The following is a 21,731-nucleotide window of genomic DNA, read 5'->3' on the forward strand; positions in this document are numbered from 1 at the left end:
TCCTTTTTTCATTTCAATTTTTTTTGATCTGACGTGGCAGCTTGTCTGCGTTGTTTATCCGCTGCGGATTTGTGTTGGCTTTACCACCACACGACTACGTTGCCGTAGCATTCCTTTTCGCCGAAGAACTTGAAGCCCAGCTGGTAGGAAACGTGGTCCACGAGGTAGTTGAGGTAGGGGGCCATGGTGTACTGCATGTTGGCGCCCTTCAGGAATCTCTTGGGGGTCTTGTAATGGTTGGTGCTGGGGGTAACGTCGTTCAGTTCGCTGCCGGTGTCTGTGCCCTTCCAGAGCCACTTGTTATGCAGTACCGCCCTGAAGCGCTTGCCGTACTGGGCGTAGATGGACCAGTCGATGGCCTGGCTGTTGGGGCCGTTGGGGTTGCCGATGGGGCGTGCCGCGTGGGCTGCCTGTGCAGAATTTGCAACGAAGTGGGAGTAAACGTAGGGCTCGACGCGGGCGTATTCGGCGATGGTGCCTGCCCAGAGCTTCTGTCCGAAAAGGTCAAAATCCTTGTCCAGCTGGATGCCCGCCATCCATGCCCACTTTGCCTCGATATTGTCGTTTCTGATGAGGCTGATGGGGCTTTCCATGTCGTCCAGCAGGAATTCCGTGTAGATACGGCCCAGTCCGCGGATCTTGTATTCCGCGTCAAAGGATAGCTCGCCGTTGTTGGTGTCTTCGGAGAAGTTGCCCTTCTCCATGAACAGCGGCACCGTGGGAACGAAAAGCCAGGGCTGGTTGTTGTCGTAGAGGAAGGTGGCCTCGCTGATGCCTAGCGTCAGGCTCTTGCCGCGGTACTCGTAGCGGTGGCCGTAAACGTCGCGGTCCTTGCTCATGGAGCTTACCAGCTGCTCGCGCACCGGTTCCGGGATACCCATGGGAGCCTGCCAGCCCCAGGGAGCCACCCTCAGGGCCCCGTAAAATGAATACACGTGGAGCGGTCCCAGGTCCAGGTTGATGGACATCATGTCGTAGGGGAAGGAGGACCTGTTGAAAACCAGGTTGTTGTACACGCCGGGGCCCAGATGCTCGCGGTCGTAGCCCGCCTTGAACTGGATCCAGTCCAGCTTATAGGCGATATGGCCGGTGTACTGCAGCGCCTTGAAATCCTTCATGTTCCTGTTCTCGAAATTGTCGAAAGCCAGGTTCAAGGCGAAGTCGAAATTCTTCTTGTGGCCGGTAAGGTATGCGCCCAGGTAGCCGCGGGGGTTCGTGGTGTCGCGCACCGCCTCGCTAATGACCGCGCCGCCGCCGGCGTAAAGGTTCGCGGCCAGGTGCCAGTCGCGTCCGCCGATGCCCAGGAGGGGCCTGTCCGGGCCCGGCCTGTAATTGCGCATAAAGATCCCCGCCTCCGACTGGTTCGTACCGGGAGTCAGGTCCAGCTGGAAAACTTCGCCCACGGCGGCGTTAGCAAAACCCCATGCGGCCAGGAACATTGTGGAAATCAGTTTATGCGCCATAGGGTGCAAAATAACTTTTTAGGAGGGGCTTTGGGTGTGCTGGGGAGATCTTTTTGGAAAAATGCCCAAAATTACGGGAAAAATGCTGCTTTTTGATTAGTTTTTCACGTAATTTTACAGACAAATTATCGCAAAACTCGCATAGGAAAGGAAAAACGTCGCCGATCAGCCCATTTTCACCGGCATTTTCATGGTTGTGGTTCCTTTTGGGACCATGTTCCAATGAAAAAATGAGCCCAAACCATAGATTTATTACAAACAACCTAATAATTTACGGGAAAATTGTATAAAAAAAAGGAACTTTTTCCCGTAAAAAACGCCCTTTTTCAAAAATTATCTCCTGGCGGCAAAAATTGGCGGCAAAATTTTGCGGCAAAAAAAACATCCCGACTTCGCTTGAAGCCGGGACTTATATCTCCTTCTAATGTTTTATATGTATAGTGTAGATCATGCTGCATTTTCTACACCCACCGAGGAATCATTGTCCGTGGTGGGGGCGGCATTGTTCGCCGCTTCATTGTTCGTCGCAGGGTTAGTCGCCGCGTTTTCAACCGCGTTTTCAACCGCGCTTTCGGTGGTCGCAGCTTCGGTGTCATTATTTTCTGCTTCTACGACTTCGTTATCCACCGGGGTGTTTTTCTTCTTGCGCTCGCGGCGGATCTTGAGCTGAAGCTTCTTGGCGACAACCGCCTTGTCCATGCTTTCAAGGAACGTGATGCAAGGTTCGCTGCCATTTGCCGCCTTGAAATAAGCTGCGCCTACGATTACGTTGTATGCGTCGACGCAGGCGATGCGCAAGTTCTTGCAATTCTCGACTTCGCGCTTGCTGCGTTCAGAGAACCTGACCATGTCCGCATTCATGTAACGGGTGTTCACATCCTCCAGGCGATCCAGCCATTCCTTGAATCCGCAGGCCACAAGCTTTTCTTCGTCGATCTTCTTGATGCCCTGAATAATGTTCAGCAATGCACCGGTGGACTGTGCCTGATTCATGCGGATAGGGCTGGGACTTTCGTCGAACACCTTCCAGATCAGGGCCCCGGTTTCGGCGGCGCTTGCGTCGGGAATGGACCTGCTTGCATTTGCCACCTTGCGGCATGCCTTGTAGATGGTGTTACGTTCGGCATCCAAGTCCCGGGCCTGCCTTTCGGCGTTGGCGGTAATGCTTGCTTCCAAGAAATCGGAAAGATTCTTGATGGCGGCTTCGAAGTCTGTGACCGCCTTCTGAATTTCCTTGTCAGTGATTGCCTTTGCAAGGGTCAGGCCTTCGCTCAAGAGACCGTAGAATTCGTCGTTGCGAAGAGCGGAGAAGGTAATAGATGTAATCATCTTCATATTGATAACCTCGTTTTGAGAGTTTGCTTGTGTTTCCGTCGGAAGTTTCACTTTAGCGGTGTCGCATCCGGCGTTGTTTTTAAACTACGAAGTTTGTTTGTCACAGATGGTCACAAACGGTCACGTTTCTGTAAAAGTTTATGCTACTTTTGTCACGTTTTTGTCACGTTTTGACCATTGTATGACAATGTATTTCTGATGTAGTTCGTTTGTTTACATGCGCTCCATCCCAATTTTGCGATGACAGTCGTCTTTTTGCATGACTCAATTCCGAGTTCACCTGGAAAAGCTGCAATTGTGATAAAGCTTGATCTTGAAATCTCTGCGAAGTGGTGCAACTGCGGTGAATTGCCATTCCGAAATCATTTCGGAATGCATTGATATGTGGGACTGTCGAATCTTTAATTTGTTGCGGCTTTAGTCACTTTTGAAAATGTGTATTCTAAATATCCCCTAGAGTGGCAAGACCGCGGTGGTGTTCAGTCCTAAAGTCATTCTGGAGCGAAGCGATAGAATCCACGGACAATTAAAACATTGTCTTGAGACTGATCTTTACAATGAGCCTAACTTAATTTTTGTTTTGCTGCGATATGATTGCAACCTTATAGCGGCAGAAATATTTTGTCTGCAACAAACCTGAGATTGTGTGTTAAAAATTTAATTGCACGGTTCTGCAAAAGACATTGCTTTGTACGAAATGCTTCTGCGCGTACAAATGAAAAAATTTTGAAGTCTTTGAATATTCAATTGCTTGATAACTTGTTTAACACAGAACCCTTTTGAATGATCGCCTAGAGCAGCACCGCTGCAGCACAACCAGTTCTCAAAATCACCCTGAAACAGTGTCGCGGCTGCACAACACATTCCCAAAGTCATTCTGGAGCGAAGCGATAGAATCTACAGATAAATTCTTGCGTTTCGTCGTCGTATTCTTGATTCGCATGATTGTGAATCTGAAATCGGGCTAGCCTTTTTGCAGATTCCCGTCTCAAATCTTGGATGACGGAAGTTTTTATGGAATTGTAAAAAATTATGAATAAATGAAATCTTTCCCCCAAAACCGCCTTTTTGATTTTATATTTGACCCCCGATAAAATTGGCCTATTTTGTGTCCCACGGGTTTGGGGGGTCTAATAAACAGGTTGATTAAATCTCAATGCGCAAATCAAGTGGTTTTGCGCAATTTTCACTTATTTTCATAAGGAATAAAATGGACTATGGCGTGATTTAATAAGAGGGTTCACATCAATCATGCTGTCATATTTATTGTTAAATTCTCAGCCAGAGGAAAAAACAATGTCTAGAGTCCACCCGCTGACGGTGACTACATTTTAGAACGTGTGAATGCGGCAGGTATCTCCGTGGGCAAGATCTACAATGGCTCTTGGAGTGCTGGAGAACATTACATTTCTATTGAAGATGTCCAGTTGGTTTCGGGAGAGTACCTGGTACTGCGTAGAGGTACCGCCATTCTTTCCCGAGTCAAAATCAAATAGGAGAAATGACTCTTGAAAATGACAACCTTGAATTATTCGATTGCATCGATTGCCTTTGGCATGCTTTGGACGAGTTGCTCGTACTTTGACAGTGACGGCTTGTCTGTATCATCGGGAACACTCTCAGTCGAGGATATTCAAGGCTGTTATTATGATATCGCTAAATCCTACAGCGACGGTAACCGCTATTGGGAATGCACCGCGATTTGCGTTGGTACTGATTCTGCCACAGTCTCTGAAAAGAAAATGTACATGAATGAGGATTATACCGAAATCGATTCATCTAAAGCTCCGATCTATAAAGAAAATAAATATGATGTGGAACTTAGTGGGATTGGCGAGAATGGTGTTTTTCCCAACAATGTTAGAATTGGCAAGGAATATTACCGATACTTTATTAACGAAAGTCCTAAGTATTTGCGAATCTATAAAAAATACAACGGAGAAACGGAATACTTTGCTTCGGAGGAAAATGTATGCGAGCAATATTAATCATTGCATTGTTTCTCGTTGTCAATGCGAATGCCTTTTTTGCTGGTGCTAGCATTGGTGACTCTCGCTTGCAGAGCGAAAATCAGGTATACAAGCCTTCCGGTATCGTCGCTTTCTCCTTGGATGCTGGTGTGTTTGATGAACCGGAAAACGATATAGACTACAGCTTGGCTGTGACCATTCGTCGATTCGGTTATTCCCATTCCGATGGTGATAAGAGCATTGCCTTCTGGGCCATTGATCTGAAGCCTATGATTTGGAATTTTTCGTACAGGCAATTTTTTGCCCAGACGTTTCTTTCGCTAGGCTATATCGTTTCTCATGATTATCTGGGGGATTACATAGAGGAAAAATATTTCACAGGGTTTAAACCGCAACAAATTCATATGGGCCTAGGCGTTGCACTAGGTTATAGGATTAACAAAAAAATATGGCTGGGACTCTCCTACGAGGAACAGGCAATGTATTATCATGACTCTAACCTGAACCATGGCGATGACTATGGATATTCCATGGGTGGGTTAAACTTAACAGTTCAATACAATATCTTTTAAAGGATCTATAACGTGAAAAAACTATTAGACCCCTGATGCAAATCCTCTTGAAAATGGAACAGGAAACCGTGCTTGAAGTTACCTTCACGAAATATCAGAAGTCTAAGGATTTCCCGGATCGATTCTTTGAATTTTAGTCCGAGGGATCTAATAACTGTTTCCTCGTCTGAAAAGGCGTAAAAACATCCTGACTCGAGAAAAGTCAGGATGTTTTTTGTTTTGTACACAAAGGACTCACGAAAATGAAAAAAACTAGGTTGCTTTTCCACTATTTTGGAATGAAAAGGTTATATTTGGCGCGGGTTTTATGAATTAGGTTAAGGAGGCTGTTGCAACAATACATGCAATTGATTATCTATACGATTTTGTTTGTCGGGTTTTTAACGACGGCTTTTTTGGCTTGTCTTTGCTTAGAGTATAACCCTTTTCCTCAATTACTGGTGTTTTGTTACATACTTACAGAACGCATATTCCCAATTTTTTTTCCCATGTTAAAACGTATACGCCAAAATATCTTTACTTTCTTTGCAACATGTTTTTTCTTTTTGATGATCCCTTTTGGGAATACCATTTCCTACGACCTTCAGTTTGTTTTACTTTCTACTTTGGTTGTTGTTGGTAGTGTGTACTTGGGAGTACGCCGTAGTGAAGTTTCGTTGTTTGCCATTATTGGGCTAGTTACTGGAATAACGTTGTCCTTGTATTTTAATCCGAGTGCTCTTGATGTTGTTATTCCTGGATCACTTGGTTATTTCCTTGCATTCCTTGGGATTAGCATCTCGATTCCGGTTGCTCTTTCCGTTGCGATTCTATGGGAAGTTTTTAATGCTCCTGAAGAAAAAAATGTGAAGTTAAAAGTGGCGGATTTGTATCCGGAAAGACTTGACTATTATAATGTTTGTAAGGAATATCTTCAAGAAAATAGTGTCATTGGTATAAGTTCTCCATATGGTAATGGAAAAACTTTTTTGATAGATGTTTTAAAAGAGGAAAAAACAGACTGGACTTTTATTGATATTGGTGCTCTTAGTACAACATTGGACAATGTTGAAACTGTTATTTTGAAGGAAATTGCAGATTTTCTTGAAAATCATAATGTGTTTTCCAATTCTATCGGCAAGTTAAAATCTTTTTTGAACCAGGATGTTTTTTACCACATTGGGGAATTCATTTTTGGTAATGATTCGTATGTTCAGCAGTTTGAGACGCTTGTCAAGGATGTTCAAAAAGTTGGAAAAGTAATTGTATTGAATTTTGAAGATTTGGATCGAATTACGGACAAGGACCATCTAAATAAGATATTTGCTATTTGTGATACGTTGGTCAGAATTGATCAAAAGTATAAAACCTCTTTGCTGAAAGTGATTTATCAGTACAATTCGCAATTGCTGGATAATCAGCTGAATGATTGCTGTGCGGAATGTGATAAAAATAGATACAGGGAAAGATTTATTCCGTTTACGGTAGAAATTTCTGCTTTGCAGCCTTCAAAACTGTTTGAGAATGTTCGAGACGCAAATATTCAACGATATCCGATATTGAAGAATGTTTCGTTTAATTTTTTGAATAAACCCCAAAACATTCACGTATTTGGCTTGACTATTCAGGCAGATTTTGTTCATCCTAGGATAAGAGGTATTGAACAAATGCTTGATCGTATGGAATTTTCGTTAAAGAAACTGAATGTAAATTCCCCAAAATATAGCGTTATTTTGGAAACAATATGTGTTTATCATTGTGCAGAATACTTTATGCCAAAGATTATTGACAATCTTGAAAAAGAACGTTGCATTGAAGATTTGAAATTGTTCAATGATGGAATGGAGAAAAAGAGCTTTCAACAATTATATCCAGAGTCTTTTGCAAATAATATTCGTGTTATACCGACTTGCCTTGACATGAAAAAAGTAAATGATGAAGAAGGTAAAAAGCGTGTGGAACAAAATAGAATGGTCTTATTGTTCTTGAGTTTGTTGAATTGTAATGACAATTATTTAATGTTCAAGGGTAGTAGGCTGTTAAACGCTTCATCAAACGCAGTTTACGATGATGAAGTTGTTATTAGGGTGCTGAACCGTATGCAGCAAGGACGTATTGTTGATGATTCCGTTGTTAATGACAAGGTTTAAATAATTAATATGACGGATAATTTTTCTCTTAGAATGGATTATAACGCTTGATTCTATCGCCCTTCGGGCTCCAGAATGACGTTCTTTTGGAGGGTGGGTGAGACCTTCATCACGGAGGGGGCCGCTTTTCCCGGCCGTCCCTTGTGGACTTCTTACAATTTTATTATCTTGTACCTAAAGGCGCAGTTTTTTTCTTGTACTGTGCCATAGTTTTTAAGGTGTAAAGAGGGATTCGATAGATGAAGGTTATTCTGCCGGTAGCAGGGAAGGGCGAACGCATGCGCCCCTACACCAACGATTTGCCGAAGTGCCTGCTCCCCGTGGGCGGCAAGACCATCATCGACTGGATCGTGGAAGACGCCCTGCAGCTCGAACCTTCCGAGACCATCTTCATTACCGGCTACAAGGCCGAAAAGATGGACCAGTTCCTGGAAACCCGCCCCAAGTGGGGTAGGACCCGCACCGTGCTCCAGGGCGACCCCCAGGGCCTCGGGCAAGCCATCAGCCTTGCGCTCCCCTACGTGGAGGACGACGAACCCCTGCTCATCATCCTGGGCGACACCCTCTTCGACGCCGACCTCTCCGCACTGGCCGACGCCCCCACCAACGTCCTCTACACCTACAAGGTTTCCGACCCCCGCCGTTTCGGCGTGGCCGTCACCGACTCCACCGGCAACATCCAGCGCCTGGTGGAAAAGCCCCAGGAATTCGTGTCCGACGAAGCCATCGTGGGCATCTACTACATCAAGGACGTAAAATCCCTCAGGGCGGCCCTCAAGCACCTCATGGATAACGACATCCGCACCCGCGGCGAGTTCCAGCTTACCGACGCCCTGCAGATGATGCTTGAACAGGGCTGCAAGTTCCGCACCGCCCCCGTGAGGGAATGGCTGGACTGCGGCCTCCCCGAGACGCTTGTGCAGACCAACACCTGGCTGCTCCAGAACAAGGACGGCCTGAACAACGTGAGCCGTGTGGCCTGCGACATGTCCCAGGACTTCCACGACGTAAAGCTCGTTCCGCCCTGCATTATCGGCAGGAACTGCGTTATCGAAGGCAGCACCGTGGGCCCCAACGTGACCCTGGGCGACAACTGCGTAATCGTGAACGCCATGGTGGAGAACTGCATCGTGTACGACGGCGAAACTGTCAAGAACCAGGACGTTGCCGACCAGATCATCGCTGGCGAAATGTAATGAACCCCCTGTTCGAAGAATTCTTCAGCCTCCTCCGTTTTTCCCTCGGCATCGCCCCCGCATGTCATTGCGAGGAGCGAAGCGACGCGGCAATCCAAGACGTCATCCTGGAGGGAGCTCAGCGACCGATAGGATCCAGTGACGCACCCAAGACGCCCTTTTCCCGGGTCTTGACTGCAGAAGAATGGCGCTGGCTCCACGAGCAGGCAAAGCGCCAGTGCCTCCTGGGCGTTCTTTACAAGGGCATCGAGAAACTCCCCGCCGAGCACCGCCCGCCCCGCGACCTTCTGCTCCGCTGGTCCTTCGAGGCCAACCAGATCGCCGCCATGAACACCCGCATGAACGACACCGCGGCAAAACTCACCAAAATGTTTGCCGACAGGGGAGCCCGCACCGTGATACTCAAAGGCCAGGCCAACGCCCGCCTCTATCCGGACCCCAGCTCCCGCCAGGCAGGCGACATCGACATCCTCGTGCAAGGCGGCCGCAACCGCGTGCTGAAACTCCTCAAGGAAATGGAACTGCTAGAAAGGGCGACCCGCGAGGAAGTCTCCAACCTCCACGCGCACCTGGACGCTAAACTCTTCGACGGCGTAACGGTGGAAGTACATTTCATGCCCACCTACAACAACTCGCCCTTTACCACCCGCAACATGCAGCGGTATTTCGACACCATACTTGCGGAACCCGGCGCAGTGAAAACCATACAGACCGGCGCAGTGAAAACCATGCAGACCGCCGCGGCACCTGCGCCCGGCGACGCGTCCGAGGGCTTCAACGTACCTCCCGCCACCTTCGCCCTCGTAATGCAGCTGTCCCACATGCAGCGCCACTTTGTCGACAGCGGGCTAGGACTCCGCCAGCTGATGGACTACTACCATGTGCTCCGCAACAGCACCCAGGCCGACCGCGACCGCACCATGGCGAACCTCAAGAAATGCGGCCTCTACAACATGGCCCGCGCCACCATGTGGATCCTCGAGGAACTCTTCGGCCTGCCGCAGCAACTTATGCTCTGCGCCCCCGACCCGCGCCGCGGCCGCATGCTCCTGGACGTGATCCTCGCCGACGGAAACTTCGGCCACTATTCCGAAAACAACTACTCCGTGCCCCTGGTACGCCACTGGCTCACCAATGCCCGCCGCTACCTGGACCGCATCACCTTCGACATGCGCGAATCCCTGTGGGGCGAATTCCGCTTCGTCACCCGCTTCGTGACCTCCATCCCGTACCGCATCAAGACCCGCCGCCTTTCCCTTCGCAAGTAACTCGCAAATCCCTTCAAAATTTAATTACCACGCCACCTGGACAGGATATTCGGGAAACTTGGCATCCCTTGTCATTCGTGTCAAAGAGATAAATCACAAATACTCCTTGACTAGACACGGGCCTAGGGTAGGGCTAGATTACTCAATTTTATTTTTCCCATTCCATGGTGTAGAAATAGCCGATTTCTGGGTTTTCAATCATGTGGAAATAAACCTTGTGGTTGTTGTCGAAATCCACAACGCCGCATTCCTCAACGTCTGAATCAACCTCGGAATTGATAAGCCGTCGAAAAATTCGAGCAGGCTTCTGGTTACCCTTCTTAAAACCGAGAAGAACTCGGAATTGAAGAATCTTTGTTGGTTCGTCTATTTTGCAACTTATTCTTGGTATACTTTCTGAATATTGGCTTTCTAAAGCGACCTTGAAAGACGTACTTTCATTATACGAAATAACCTTGTCAAATTTGACGTTTACTGAATCGAATTCCCCAGGCTTTCCGTTGGGCTTGAAAGACGAGGAAACGTTGTTGCCGTTTACATAGATTTTTGGCTTGCCTGAGCCGTTCCACTTGAATTTATGCTCAATGCAGTCAAGGAACGGAACCTTGGATTGGATAAGGCGCATCGTTTCAAACCGGGCGTTTTTGCCGTCATCGCTAGTAAACGTGCAGAAGGACGCAATCCTTATGAACTTGTTCTTGTGTGTTGCCGCTAGGGACTTGCACACCGCCTTGTATATGGCGATAACAAGAAACGTTATTGAAAGACAATAAAAAAACAGCACTACAATTAGCGCTGGCATCGACTTGAATGGAATAATTGCCAGGGCGATGATGGATGACATCCCTGCAATGACTCCGAACGCATTTTTGAAAATGTTTAGCATCTTAGACTTCAGTTTCCATAATGAGACTCCTTTTTTTTGTCCTGATATAAAAATGCAATTTGGCACTCCGGTGCCGGTCTTAAGAAAATCTACAAAGACAATAAACTTGTGTCAAGCCCCCATGGCGCACTCCCTTTATTTTGCAAACAGCAGTTGACACGGGCGGCCCGGCACTCCCGTGTTTTTGATTTCGCCAATTAACAAGGCGGAACTTTTTACCATTCAACATGCACAGGGTACTTTGGAATCTGTGAGTCCCTTGTGACAATGGATGCGTTCATTGTTATAGCTTGCGCTATGATAAGCCTGTCAAAAGGATCGTTGTGAATTGCGGGCAAGGATTTTATGGATTCCAGTTCCTTAGGCCTTATGGGGATGATCTCTAAATGCTTACGCAAAGATTCTCTTCTGTTTCTATTATTTCTTTGGCCTTGTTGGAAAGTTCTTTCTTGTTTGCAAAACTAAAAAGTAGTGCGTTGGTATCTAGCAGATATGTCACAGATACTCCTTGAAGCATTCAGGAGTTTTGTCGAAATCATCTGCCATGAAGAATCCTTTTTCGAAACCGCCAAGTTTTCGCTTTGCTCTTTTTTTGTTTTGCGCAGAACAGTTCGTTGCCGGTTGAAAGGATGAGGCTATTTCCATAAGCAGATTCCAACGCTTTTCCGCAGACATCGAGAGAATTTCAGTAACAATAGAATCGTAGGACATGGAAGCCTCCTTTCCTACGGAAATATAGTCTAAAATATCGGTACCTGTCGCCGAAAACTCGGCACTGGAGCCTACAAGCTTTAAGTTGTTCATTGGTGTGATTTGTGGATGCGCCTTGCGCACCCGGCCCTACGCACACAGCCAAAAGGCTTTAACCCTTTCAGAGGTCCTGTGGAGATGCATGCTTGCACGCTCCTACGGCTCGTGGCAGAGAGTTGATCGCCTCCCCAGATAAGTCAGGAGGATTAAATTCTCAATGACCTTAATTTATACTTTTGTGCACCTGTTGTCAAGAGGTGAATTTAAAAGTCTTTCATTTTGCAAACAATAGTTGACAACGATTCGGGCGGCCCGGCACTCCCGTGCCGTCGCGCTCTATTTTATGGGGCCGTTCCGTCGCCAGGGCGACGACCCGCCCCTCATAAAACGCAGCCTTTTGCGGAACGTGGGGGAGGGAACGCAGCAAAAGTCTGCGCCCCACCCGCTCGGCGCAGCCTCGCTGGGGTCACGATCGCTGCCGCGATTTAAGGACGAAAAATTTTTACAATCTTTTTTCAAAATCCAGGGGGCAATCTACGGCAAAAAAGCGTGTATATAGCAGGCGGCGATTTAGCCACCTCGCAAAGGTGTGCGCAACACCCAGCAATACGAATGAACGAAAACGAAACCGCCGTAGGCGCTGATAACGAAACTAAAGTCATCGACTTCTCGAAACTCTATATCACCAACAGGTTCATGTTCCCTCTGGTCATGAGCCACAAGGAAATCGCAAAACCATTCATCGAGGCTGCACTCGGCATCAAGATCTACGACCTTAAGGACCCCGAGCAGGAAAAGACGGACCAGGTTGGCATATTCAGTAAGAGCATGCAAAACGAGTGTTGCAAAATTATGTTCGCATAATTTTATAACCGAGTGCAGCTGCGGACGCCGTAGGCGTCAAAAGCGTCCGCTACGACGTGTTCACACAGCAAATCAATGAAAACGGCGAAATTGTCAGTTCCTTTGATCTCGAAATGCAAATTGTTGATACCAAGGAACTTCCCAAGCGCGCTCGCTACTACCAGTCTGTCCGCGACACCAACGACCTGCGCAAGGGCGCCATGTACAAAAGTCTCAAGGACCAGTACGTACTCTTCATCTGCCCCGACGACATCTTTGGTGCGAAGCAGCCTATCTACAGCTTTCAGAATTACGCTACAGAAAATAAAAACATCTCTCTTGACGACCGCACGTTCAAGAATTTTTATATCTTTAACGAGTACAACAAACTTCCGGACGCGCATCCCCTTAAGCCGTATCTGAAGTATTTCGCAACAAACACCGCCGACTCCGCAGAGACCAAGAACATCCACACCAAGGTTCAGTGGTACCAGGCCGACGAAGACACACAGGAGCGTTATATGACATGGGAACAGGAAATCCAGCTCGCCAGGGAAGATGCCGCCGAAGCCGCTGCTGAAAAAGAACGCGAACGTAACCAGAAAATCATTGCCGAGAAGGATGCCGAGATTGCCGAACAGGCACGCAAAATCGCAGCTCTTGAGGCGAAACTCGCCGGAAAGAACTCCAAGTAACCTCTGCGAAAAATCTCCGCGATACAAGGGACCCCCGCGCGGGTCCTTTTTTTGTGGGCGGCCCGGCACTCCCGTGCCGTCGCGCTCTATTTTATGGGGCCGTTCCGTCGCCAGGGCGACGCCCCGCCCCTCATAAAACGCAGCCTTTTGCCTCATCTTTTGTCACCCCGGCCTCCGAGCCGGGGGCCCCTTTTGCATAAGCGCAAAAGTCTGCGCCCCAAGGGGTCACGATCGCTGGCCGATGGCCCTGTCAACTTCGCCTCGGCAATGAGAACACAAGTGTTCTCGCTGCACTCGGCTCGTATGACACTGCCGCGATTTAAGGGCGAAAAATTTTTACAATCTTTTTTCAAAATCCAGGGGGCAATCTACGGCAAAAAAGCGTGTATATAGCAGGCGGCGATTTAGCCACCTCGCAAAGGTGTGCGCAACACCCAGCAATACGAATGAACGAAAACGAAACCGCCGTAGGCGCTGATAACGAAACTAAAGTCATCGACTTCTCTAAAATCACCATCACCAACCGTTTCATGTTCCCGCTGGTCATGAGCCACAAGGAAATCGCCAAGCCCTTCATCGAGGCGGCGCTTGGCATCAAGATCTACGACCTTAAGGACCCCGAGCAGGAAAAGACGGAGCAGGTGGGCATCTTCAGCAAAAGCGTGCGCTACGACGTCTACGCCCAGGAAACCGGCAAGGACGGCAAAGTCAAGCGCTCCTTCGATCTGGAGATGCAGATGGAGGACACCAAGGAACTCCCCAAGCGCGCTCGTTACTACCAGTCTATTCATGACACCCACGAGCTGCGCAAGGGCGCCATGTACAGCAGCCTTAAGGACCAGTACGTGCTCTTCATTTGCCCGGAAGACATTTTCAAGGAAGGCCTGCCTATCTACAGCTTTCAGAACTATGCGACAGAAAACAAAAAACTCGCCTTGAACGACCGCACCTTCAAAAATTTTTGATCTTCGATCCAAATTCGCTGCGGCTCGGAAATGACTGAATAAATTCAGTCGCTTCTCTCGCCTTGCTGAATTTATTATCTTTAACCAGTACGAGAAACTTCCGGATACGCACCCGCTTAAACCGTACCTGAAGTATTTTGCTACAAACGCCGCCGAATCCTCGGAGACAAGGAAAATCCACACCAAGGTGGAATGGTACCGTTCAGACGAAAAGACACAGGAGCGCTATATGACATGGGAACAGGAAATCCAGCTTGCCGCAGAAGCCGCTGCTGAAAAGGCGACCATGGAGGAACGCAACCGCAACGAGAAAATCATCGCTGAGAAGGATGCCGAGATTTTCGAGAAGGACGCAAAACTTGCAGAAAATGCTGCCGAGATTTCCGAGAAGAATGCCGAGATCGCCGAACAGGCACGCAAAATCGCAGCTCTTGAGGCGAAACTCGCCGGAAAGAACTCCAAGTAACCTCTGCGAAAAATCTCCGCGATACAAGGGACCCCGCGCGGGTCCTTTTTTTGTGGGCGGCCCGGCACTCCCGCGATTTAAGGGCGAAAAATTTTTACAATCTTTTTTCAAAATCCAGGGGGCAATCTACGGCAAAAAAGCGTGTATATAGCAGGCGGCGATTTAGCCACCTCGCAAAGGTGTGCGCAACACCCAGCAATACGAATGAACGAAAACGAAACCGCCGTAGGCGCTGATAACGAAACTAAAGTCATCGACTTCTCTAAAATCACCATCACCAACAGGTTCATGTTCCCTCTGGTCATGAGCCACAAGGAAATCGCAAAGCCATTCATCGAGGCGGCGCTCGGCATCAAGATCTACGACCTCAAGGACCCCGAGCAGGAAAAGACGGAGCAGGTGGGCATCTTCAGTAAGAGCGTACGCTACGACGTGTTCACACAGCAAATCAATGAAAATGGCGAAATTGTCAGTTCCTTTGATCTCGAAATGCAAATTGTTGATACCAAGGAACTTCCCAAGCGCGCTCGCTACTACCAGTCTGTCCGCGACACCAACGACCTGCGCAAGGGTGCCATGTACAAAAGTCTCAAGGATCAGTATGTGCTCTTCATTTGCCCGGAAGACATTTTCAAGGAAGGCCTGCCTATTTACAGTTTCCAGAACTATGCGACAGAAAACAAAAAACTCGCCTTGAACGATCGCACCTTCAAAAATTTCTATATATTTAACCAGTACGGGAAACTTCCGGACGCGCATCCCCTTAAGCCGTATCTGAAGTATTTCGCAACCAACACCGCCGACTCCGCAGAGACCAAGGACATCCACACCAAGGTTCAGTGGTACCAGGCCGACGAAGACACACAGGAGCGTTATATGACATGGGAACAGGAAATCCAGCTCGCCAGGGAAGATGCTGCCGAAGCCGCTGCTGAAAAAGAGCGCGAACGTAACCAGAAAATCATTGCCGAAAAAGATCGCAGAATTGCGGAACTTGAAGCCAAGCTCGCAGAAATGCAAAAGTAAAAACGCAAGGACCCATATGGGTCCTTTTTTTGTGGCTTTATGTTGCCGAGAATGTCGTTCGCTTGGTTACGCCCCCCCCAAGAAACAAAAATGGCGGGACAGTCTGCCCGCCTAGTAGGTTGAGCCAGGGTCTTTCAACCAGCTCATGTCTACAATATACAAAAATGAAACCCCGTGTCAATTGATTTTGCAAATAGCATTCCTCCCCCAGCCAGGCAAGACCGTCAAGGGCTTGCCTGGCGCTGTTTTCCCCTGCGGATTGCGGAGCTTTCGTGCTCCCGTCTGCTAATAAAAATAGCCAGGGTTGCGTTAGCAGCTCTGGCTGTTTTATTCCTTTTTCCCTAGGTTCTACAGTTCAAATGCAAATCCCAAATCCTTCAACAAAGGGTTCTTGGTATCCTTTTCACTGAGGAGGGGCTCAAAACCGTTACCTACGGGCCATTCGATACCGATGGCGGGGTCATTCCAGAAAAGGCCGCCTTCATCTGTGGGGTCGTACAGGCGGGTGCACTTGTACACGAAAGTGGCGGTTTCGCTGAGCACCACGAAGCCGTGTGCAAAACCCTCGGGAATATAGAACTGGCGCTTGTTTTCGGCGCTCAGAACCACACCTTCGTACTTTCCGAATGTGGGGCTGCCCTTGCGCAGGTCCACAGCCACGTCGTAGACTTCGCCTTCCAACACGCGGACCAGCTTGCCCTGGGGATTCTTCTTCTGGAAATGAAGGCCGCGAAGCACGCCCTTCTTGGAACGGGATTCGTTATCCTGAACGAAAACCATGTCGAGCCCGGCAGCGTCGAATTCTGCCTTGTTGTAGGTTTCCATAAAGTAGCCGCGATGGTCGCCGTAAACCGTGGGCTCCACGATGGTGACGCCTTCAATACTTGTCTTGATGAAATTGAACTTACCCATAATTGATTTTCTATGTGGGGTTAAATATTTGCTTTTTCAAAAGCAAGGAAAACTTTTGAATAGGATAGTTTGCCTAAGCAATTCTTGTGCTCAAGTTCTTCGTTATTTGCTTTAGCCCTATTTATCGCAGATTCGAGTTTGTTATCGGCAAATAATTTTTTCGCCCATTCCGAAGTCTCCAGGTATTTTCGATTCTTTAGAATGCGGCCTAACGATTTTTTACCATCACTTGGCTGAATAAAATACGATTTCATATGAGGCGCAAGTAAGTCCATCACATCGCCCCTATTTTTCATAAAAGAGGTCTCGTTTTGAAAATGGAGCAAAAGCCAATATTCAAAGCAGGGCATACTGGGACAAAGAACAACCTGTCCTGACTCAATAAATTCATTGATCTTCTTGCAAAACAATTCATGGTTTCGACGATTCGATGCATTATCAGTAACTGTATCCATGTCAAAAACGCAAAAGATTTGTGCGTCAGGATTATCTTGAATGATTTTTTCAATATGGAATGGGAATTTTTTTGTGTACTCAGATTCCATTCCAAAGAACTGAGGTAAAACGTTAAACTTATACTGAGTTAAAGAAGTTGCGTGCTTAAAATAGTACTGTTCCGTATTTTGCCCACCACTGATAACGAACGGATACAGAGGTCTTAATTCCCTTGACCCCTGTTCAACTCCGTTTTGATCAGTTCCTCCACTCTGTTCAAAGTATCTCCTTTGAACAGAGCCTTCCTCCAACATCCTTTTCGTCATACGCTGAATTGAGTTGCTCCAAAACGTTTGTTTCTATAAGCGGCTCTTATTGATGAAAGTCTGTTCAAGCCCTTAAAATCGGTTAAGCGATATAAGTCGGAAGATCCATTCTTTTGTTTTTCCACAAAGAAAATCGAATCTTTCCTTATCAGGTCATCTACCAAATCTAAAAGGCCATCGTTGTGAGTTGTTATCAAAATCTGAGATTCAGAATTTTCCTTCAGATAATTAAAGAGTAGCGTTTCTAGCAATTTTGGATGCAGCGATGATTCGATTTCATCAACAGTCATGAAGTAATCGCCTTTTAGGACATAATATAACGCTGTTTCCAATTCAAGAGTTCGCAAAGTTCCCCTTGATTCCTCTTCCTCAGACATGGGGAAAGTTTTAAAACCAAGCTCAGTTTCTACGTCATGAGAAAATTGCAACTTCGTTTGCGCTGCTAAACGTTCATCCAATAAACGATTTTTTTGTTCTTCCGATATTCCGTCAGCATTCAAAATATTTTGAAAAACTTTTTCAATCTGAGGATCGTTCTCCACATCCGATTTCACGAAAGAAATGTTGAAATCAGCACTTTTAAGGAATTGGACCAAATAGCTCGGCATCGTAGAATCTTCAGAAAGTCCCTTTTTCGCTGCGTTCATAACATTAGTCGTAGGGTCGATTCCTTGAGCCATATGAGTCTGCAGCCAATTTTTCGCTTCATCAATTAGCGGAATACTTACATTTACAGAGCCCTTTGCTGCAAAAAAGGACATATTCTTCAAACAGGCCAAATTTATAGCTTCGGCGGCAAGTTTGCTCACCTTGGCAGCGGACGACTTGAAAATAATTTCTGTTTTATCCTTTTTTAACTTTCTGGAAAAAAGTTCTATAGGTTTGGCTGTTTTGTAATAGAGCAGACGTTCCAAACGCACTTGCAGAGAATCCAGCTCCAGTAGATAACGGTATTTTACCCCTTTTACAAAAAAGGTTAAATCAAAACTCGATGGATTTTGCTTAGAAGTCTCATCCAACTTAAATGGAGTTACAAGAGTTCCTGACGAATCACTCTTGGTAATACGGATCCAGAAATTTCTAAGAAAATTTATCGCTTTCAAAATGTTGGATTTACCAGAAGCATTATAGCCATATATCAAAGCAAACCGAAGCAAACGAGTGTTTTCGTTTACTGTGATAACTTGATAATTTTCTGCGAACTTGTCGCTAGAGGCGTCAAAATTCAAAATGATTTCGTCTTTAATAGACAAAAAATTCTTTATTTTCAATTCCTGAATCATATTAAAACCACGATTGATTTTTGTAAAAATACAAAAAAAAACAATTATTTCAAAGGAATTTACACAAATTATGCAATTTTGCTTAAAATAACCAATAAAACGCCGTGTATGAATTCCGTTAATAAAAGACAATGAGCAGGCATTTGCCCGCTCATTGTCTTTTATTACCCTTCAATCTCCTTCAGATATCTTGCCAAGGCATCTTGCCAGGTGGGGAGGGGCTTGAAGCCTGCTTCTACCAGCTTGCTTTTGTCGAGGCGGCTGTTGAAGGGGCGGGCGGCCTTGCTTAGGCCGTATTCTGCGGTGGTCACGGGAAGCACCTTGGTGCTCATGCCGGCCTGCTTGTAGATTTCGCAGGTGAAGTCGTACCAGCTGATGTATCCGCCCTCGTTGGTGGCGTGGTAGTAGCCGTATTTCTCGGTCTCGTTCATATCCACCAGCAAACGGGCCAAGTCCAGTGTGTAGGTGGGGGTGCCGATCTGGTCGTTCACCACACGCACCGTGTCGTGAGTCTTGCCCACGTCGAGCATGGTCTTGATGAAGTTCTTGCCGTTCAGGCCGAAAACCCATGCGATGCGCACGATAAAGAACTTCTCCAGGGCACCACTCACTGCAAGCTCGCCCTCCAGCTTCGTCTGGCCATATACATTCAGGGGCTTGTAATCCTTGCAGTCAGGCTTCCAGGGCTCCGTGCCCTGACCATCGAAAACATAGTCCGTGCTGATGTAGGTCATCTTGCAATCAAGAGCCTTGCAGATGTGGGCGATGTTTTCGGTACCATAGGAATTGATGGCACGGACCTTTTCCTGCTTATCCAAATCCTCAGCCAAGTCCACAGCAGTCCATGCTGCGCAATGGATTACGGCATCGGGTTTGACATCCATCAGGACCTTTTCAACGGCTCTAGCGTTCGTAATATCCAATTGACGGTATTCCGCCTTGGTGACCGCAGAATCATCTGCAATGCCCGCATATTCGGGAGCGATGTCGGAACCCACGGCTACGTGGCCTCGGGATACGAGTTTGTTTACAACATCATGGCCTAATTGGCCGCCAACACCTGTTACAAAAAATTTCATTTTTCACCTTAATGTTTGGAAAAATTTTGCTCTGCATTTCCTGTTGGCACAACTTCTGTAGAATCTACTTGAACGTTTAATTGAGTTTGTTTAGCTGATTCTTTGAAAGAAGTTTTTGTGTCAAATGGTTCAGTAACGATATTAAAATAAGAAACAACAATACTGATAATGAACAAGACAACAAAGATGGCTGTAGATAAAATCGATAGAATTTTTGAGCGACTTTTTTCTTTGTTGTTTTTTGAGTAATCTTGTTCTCTTTTTTTGTATTTATTCCAAAGCCAACTTATAGAAGAAAACATTCCACATAAATATGTTCCTATAACGCAAAAATAAAAACCTTGAGTACCATCCCATGCATTTGTTTTTTTTAGGATACAGAGCGTTGCCGCACATAGAACTATAGCAACCAACGTGAAAATTTTAACAAACTCTCCATAAAGTCCCTGAATAAAATTCCACGGATTTTTCTTACAAGGCTTATAGTCGCTTGGGAATATTTTGGTTTCTTTAGAACTTTCTTCCGTGATTAGATTATATTCTTTTCGAATGCCATAAACAATAAACTGTTCCAGTCTTTGGGCACATCCCTGGTAGACACAGATATGTGTCATTATGAGTAATACTAACATTGAACAAGCGAATGTAAACAAAAGATTGTCGCTCGTAAAACAAGAATCTAGGCACTCTCTGCAGTTCTCGGTAGTATGCAAAAGAACGTAACCATATGCACCTAATATTGCAAACATGCCAACAAGCAAAGAAACAACGCTCTGCATGCCTGCGTTATTATTTACGGCGTACTGCTCATGTAATTGTGCAAATAGAACGTCCTTTGCACTTGTCGGAAAGAATGCTGAACTTGCTGGAGATTGCTGTGTGGCAGAACCCGGTGCAGCTTGGCTGTTAGCAGAAATGACGTTGTTGACATTCGCAGAATTCATAAATGTTTTTTTTCCTATTTCATTAAACTCAAAATTACCTTTCCATGCTGTTTTTTTTAAATATAAGGCGATAGCAAGAATGCAAAGTAAATACGTGGAAGCTGCAATCAGTTCAATCACCATAAGCCCTCACTAAAGACCTTGTGTTCGCAAGTATTCCGTAAACGTAGTCCACTAAAAAAGGATAACATGACAGTTACCTCAACGGATTTCTATCGCTTTTATACCACTTCATGAATTCGGCGATGCCGTCGTGCAGACTCCAGTGGGGCTTGTACCCGCATTCAGTCTCCAGCTTGGTGGTGTCGGCGTTGGTCTGGTATACGTCACCCGGTTGCATGGGCAAGAATTCCTTCTTGGCGGGCTCGCCGTAGGCGTTTTCGATTTCGCTGATGAAATCCATCAGCTTCACGGGATTGCTGCAGCCGATGTTGTAAACCTTGTAGGCGACCCCGTTGGGACAATCTGAAGCGACTGGCGTACGGTCTACCACGTGGATGGTTCCTTCGACAATATCATCGATGTAGGTAAAGTCGCGGATCATGTCGCCGTTGTTGAACACCTTGATTGGTTCGCCCTTTGAAATGGCCCTGGCGAACAGCATGGGAGACATATCCGGGCGCCCCCAAGGTCCATACACCGTAAAGAAACGAAGTCCGGTTACAGGCAGGCTGTACAGTTTGCTGTAGGAATGCGCCATCAGCTCGTTGCTCTTTTTGCTGGCGGCATAGAGGCTCACGGGAGAATCCACCTTGTCGTCTTCGCTATAGGGAACCTTGCTGTTAAGGCCGTAAACGGAACTGGAGGATGCGTAAATCAGGTGCTTGACATTGAAGTTGCGGCATGCTTCTAAGATGTTCAGGAATCCATACAAATTGCTCCACATATACGCATATGGATTTGTAATAGAATAGCGAACTCCAGCTTGGGCGGCCAGATTTACAACCTTGTCGAATTTTTCTTTTTCAAAGATTCTGTCGAGAAAAGCTTTCTCTTCTATTCCTAATCTTATAAATCGACATTTCTCAAATTTGCAACTTCTGTATTCCGTTCCAAAAATAAAGTCGTTGTTCGGAGCGGTGATTCCGCATTCCGCCAGTCTACCGAATTTTAGACGAACGTCGTAGTAGTCATTGATGTTATCGATGCCAACGACATCGTCGCCACGTTCCGCAAGCTTATACATAA

Annotated in this window: 21 protein-coding genes; 11 read left to right on the forward strand and 10 right to left on the reverse strand. The window is 46.6% G+C overall.

Features of this window, described 5'->3' with window-relative positions; genetic code table 11:
• Nucleotides 1–80: 80 nt before the first annotated feature.
• Nucleotides 81–1,463 carry a hypothetical protein gene (locus MJZ25_03305; protein MCQ2123188.1) on the reverse strand — a complete coding sequence of 461 codons (1,383 nt, stop codon included), beginning with the start codon at nucleotides 1,461–1,463 and terminating at the stop codon, nucleotides 81–83.
• A 447-nt stretch (nucleotides 1,464–1,910) separates the two neighbouring features.
• Nucleotides 1,911–2,798 (reverse strand): DUF6261 family protein, encoded by an 888-nt coding sequence (locus MJZ25_03310; GenBank protein MCQ2123189.1) that lies wholly within the window; start codon nucleotides 2,796–2,798, stop codon nucleotides 1,911–1,913.
• A gap of 1,340 nt (nucleotides 2,799–4,138) precedes the next feature.
• On the opposite strand from MJZ25_03310, the gene MJZ25_03315 reads away from it, so the two are divergent.
• From MJZ25_03315 to MJZ25_03340, 6 genes are all read left to right on the forward strand, one after another.
• On the forward strand, nucleotides 4,139–4,294 hold the full coding sequence (locus MJZ25_03315) for a hypothetical protein (GenBank protein ID MCQ2123190.1): 156 nt from the start codon (nucleotides 4,139–4,141) through the stop codon (nucleotides 4,292–4,294).
• An 18-nt stretch (nucleotides 4,295–4,312) separates the two neighbouring features.
• Nucleotides 4,313–4,786, forward strand: coding sequence for a hypothetical protein (locus tag MJZ25_03320; protein ID MCQ2123191.1), 474 nt, complete (start codon nucleotides 4,313–4,315; stop codon nucleotides 4,784–4,786).
• On the forward strand, nucleotides 4,771–5,340 hold the full coding sequence (locus tag MJZ25_03325; GenBank protein MCQ2123192.1) for a hypothetical protein: 570 nt from the start codon (nucleotides 4,771–4,773) through the stop codon (nucleotides 5,338–5,340). Before MJZ25_03320 ends, MJZ25_03325 begins: the two co-directional genes overlap by 16 nt.
• Before the next feature lie 488 nt (nucleotides 5,341–5,828).
• Nucleotides 5,829–7,469: a KAP family NTPase gene (locus MJZ25_03330; GenBank protein ID MCQ2123193.1), complete on the forward strand. Its 1,641-nt coding sequence runs from the start codon at nucleotides 5,829–5,831 to the stop codon at nucleotides 7,467–7,469.
• Nucleotides 7,470–7,708: 239 nt separating this feature from the next.
• The gene (locus tag MJZ25_03335; protein ID MCQ2123194.1) at nucleotides 7,709–8,665 is read left to right on the forward strand and encodes an NTP transferase domain-containing protein; all 957 of its coding nucleotides are present in this window, start codon (nucleotides 7,709–7,711) and stop codon (nucleotides 8,663–8,665) included.
• A complete protein-coding gene (locus MJZ25_03340) occupies nucleotides 8,665–9,933 on the forward strand; it encodes a nucleotidyltransferase family protein (protein MCQ2123195.1) in 1,269 nt (422 codons plus the stop codon). Before MJZ25_03335 ends, MJZ25_03340 begins: the two co-directional genes overlap by 1 nt.
• 148 nt (nucleotides 9,934–10,081) lie before the next feature.
• Here MJZ25_03340 and MJZ25_03345 read toward each other — a convergent pair whose 3' ends face one another.
• Both MJZ25_03345 and MJZ25_03350 read right to left on the reverse strand, forming a co-directional pair.
• Entirely contained in the window at nucleotides 10,082–10,660 is a 579-nt protein-coding gene (locus MJZ25_03345) for a hypothetical protein (protein ID MCQ2123196.1), read from the reverse strand.
• A gap of 654 nt (nucleotides 10,661–11,314) precedes the next feature.
• Nucleotides 11,315–11,623: a DUF2281 domain-containing protein gene (locus MJZ25_03350; GenBank protein ID MCQ2123197.1), complete on the reverse strand. Its 309-nt coding sequence runs from the start codon at nucleotides 11,621–11,623 to the stop codon at nucleotides 11,315–11,317.
• Nucleotides 11,624–12,181: 558 nt separating this feature from the next.
• Here MJZ25_03350 and MJZ25_03355 point away from each other — a divergent pair.
• From MJZ25_03355 to MJZ25_03375, 5 genes are all read left to right on the forward strand, one after another.
• Nucleotides 12,182–12,433, forward strand: coding sequence for a hypothetical protein (locus tag MJZ25_03355; protein ID MCQ2123198.1), 252 nt, complete (start codon nucleotides 12,182–12,184; stop codon nucleotides 12,431–12,433).
• Nucleotides 12,434–12,489: 56 nt separating this feature from the next.
• Complete coding sequence (locus MJZ25_03360; protein MCQ2123199.1) at nucleotides 12,490–13,107, forward strand: hypothetical protein; 618 nt, start codon at nucleotides 12,490–12,492, stop codon at nucleotides 13,105–13,107.
• Nucleotides 13,108–13,553: 446 nt separating this feature from the next.
• Nucleotides 13,554–14,072 (forward strand): PD-(D/E)XK nuclease family transposase, encoded by a 519-nt coding sequence (locus MJZ25_03365; protein MCQ2123200.1) that lies wholly within the window; start codon nucleotides 13,554–13,556, stop codon nucleotides 14,070–14,072.
• Between the two features lie 229 nt (nucleotides 14,073–14,301).
• Complete coding sequence (locus MJZ25_03370) at nucleotides 14,302–14,538, forward strand: hypothetical protein (protein MCQ2123201.1); 237 nt, start codon at nucleotides 14,302–14,304, stop codon at nucleotides 14,536–14,538.
• 204 nt (nucleotides 14,539–14,742) lie between these two features.
• A complete protein-coding gene (locus MJZ25_03375; GenBank protein ID MCQ2123202.1) occupies nucleotides 14,743–15,564 on the forward strand; it encodes a PD-(D/E)XK nuclease family transposase in 822 nt (273 codons plus the stop codon).
• A gap of 348 nt (nucleotides 15,565–15,912) precedes the next feature.
• Here MJZ25_03375 and rfbC read toward each other — a convergent pair whose 3' ends face one another.
• From rfbC to MJZ25_03405, 6 genes are all read right to left on the reverse strand, one after another.
• Nucleotides 15,913–16,476 (reverse strand): dTDP-4-dehydrorhamnose 3,5-epimerase, encoded by a 564-nt coding sequence (gene rfbC, locus MJZ25_03380; protein MCQ2123203.1) that lies wholly within the window; start codon nucleotides 16,474–16,476, stop codon nucleotides 15,913–15,915.
• Nucleotides 16,477–16,496: 20 nt separating this feature from the next.
• On the reverse strand, nucleotides 16,497–17,237 hold the full coding sequence (locus MJZ25_03385; GenBank protein MCQ2123204.1) for an RloB family protein: 741 nt from the start codon (nucleotides 17,235–17,237) through the stop codon (nucleotides 16,497–16,499).
• Entirely contained in the window at nucleotides 17,234–18,520 is a 1,287-nt protein-coding gene (locus MJZ25_03390; GenBank protein MCQ2123205.1) for an ATP-binding protein, read from the reverse strand. The genes MJZ25_03385 and MJZ25_03390 overlap by 4 nt, the downstream gene beginning before the upstream one ends.
• A gap of 164 nt (nucleotides 18,521–18,684) precedes the next feature.
• A complete protein-coding gene (rfbD, locus tag MJZ25_03395) occupies nucleotides 18,685–19,599 on the reverse strand; it encodes a dTDP-4-dehydrorhamnose reductase (GenBank protein MCQ2123206.1) in 915 nt (304 codons plus the stop codon).
• An 8-nt stretch (nucleotides 19,600–19,607) separates the two neighbouring features.
• The gene (locus MJZ25_03400) at nucleotides 19,608–20,666 is read right to left on the reverse strand and encodes a hypothetical protein (protein MCQ2123207.1); all 1,059 of its coding nucleotides are present in this window, start codon (nucleotides 20,664–20,666) and stop codon (nucleotides 19,608–19,610) included.
• 73 nt (nucleotides 20,667–20,739) lie between these two features.
• On the reverse strand, nucleotides 20,740–21,729 hold the full coding sequence (locus MJZ25_03405; GenBank protein ID MCQ2123208.1) for a GDP-mannose 4,6-dehydratase: 990 nt from the start codon (nucleotides 21,727–21,729) through the stop codon (nucleotides 20,740–20,742).
• Nucleotides 21,730–21,731 lie beyond the last annotated feature (2 nt).

It is taken from the genome of Fibrobacter sp. (assembly GCA_024399065.1).
Classification (GTDB): domain Bacteria; phylum Fibrobacterota; class Fibrobacteria; order Fibrobacterales; family Fibrobacteraceae; genus Fibrobacter.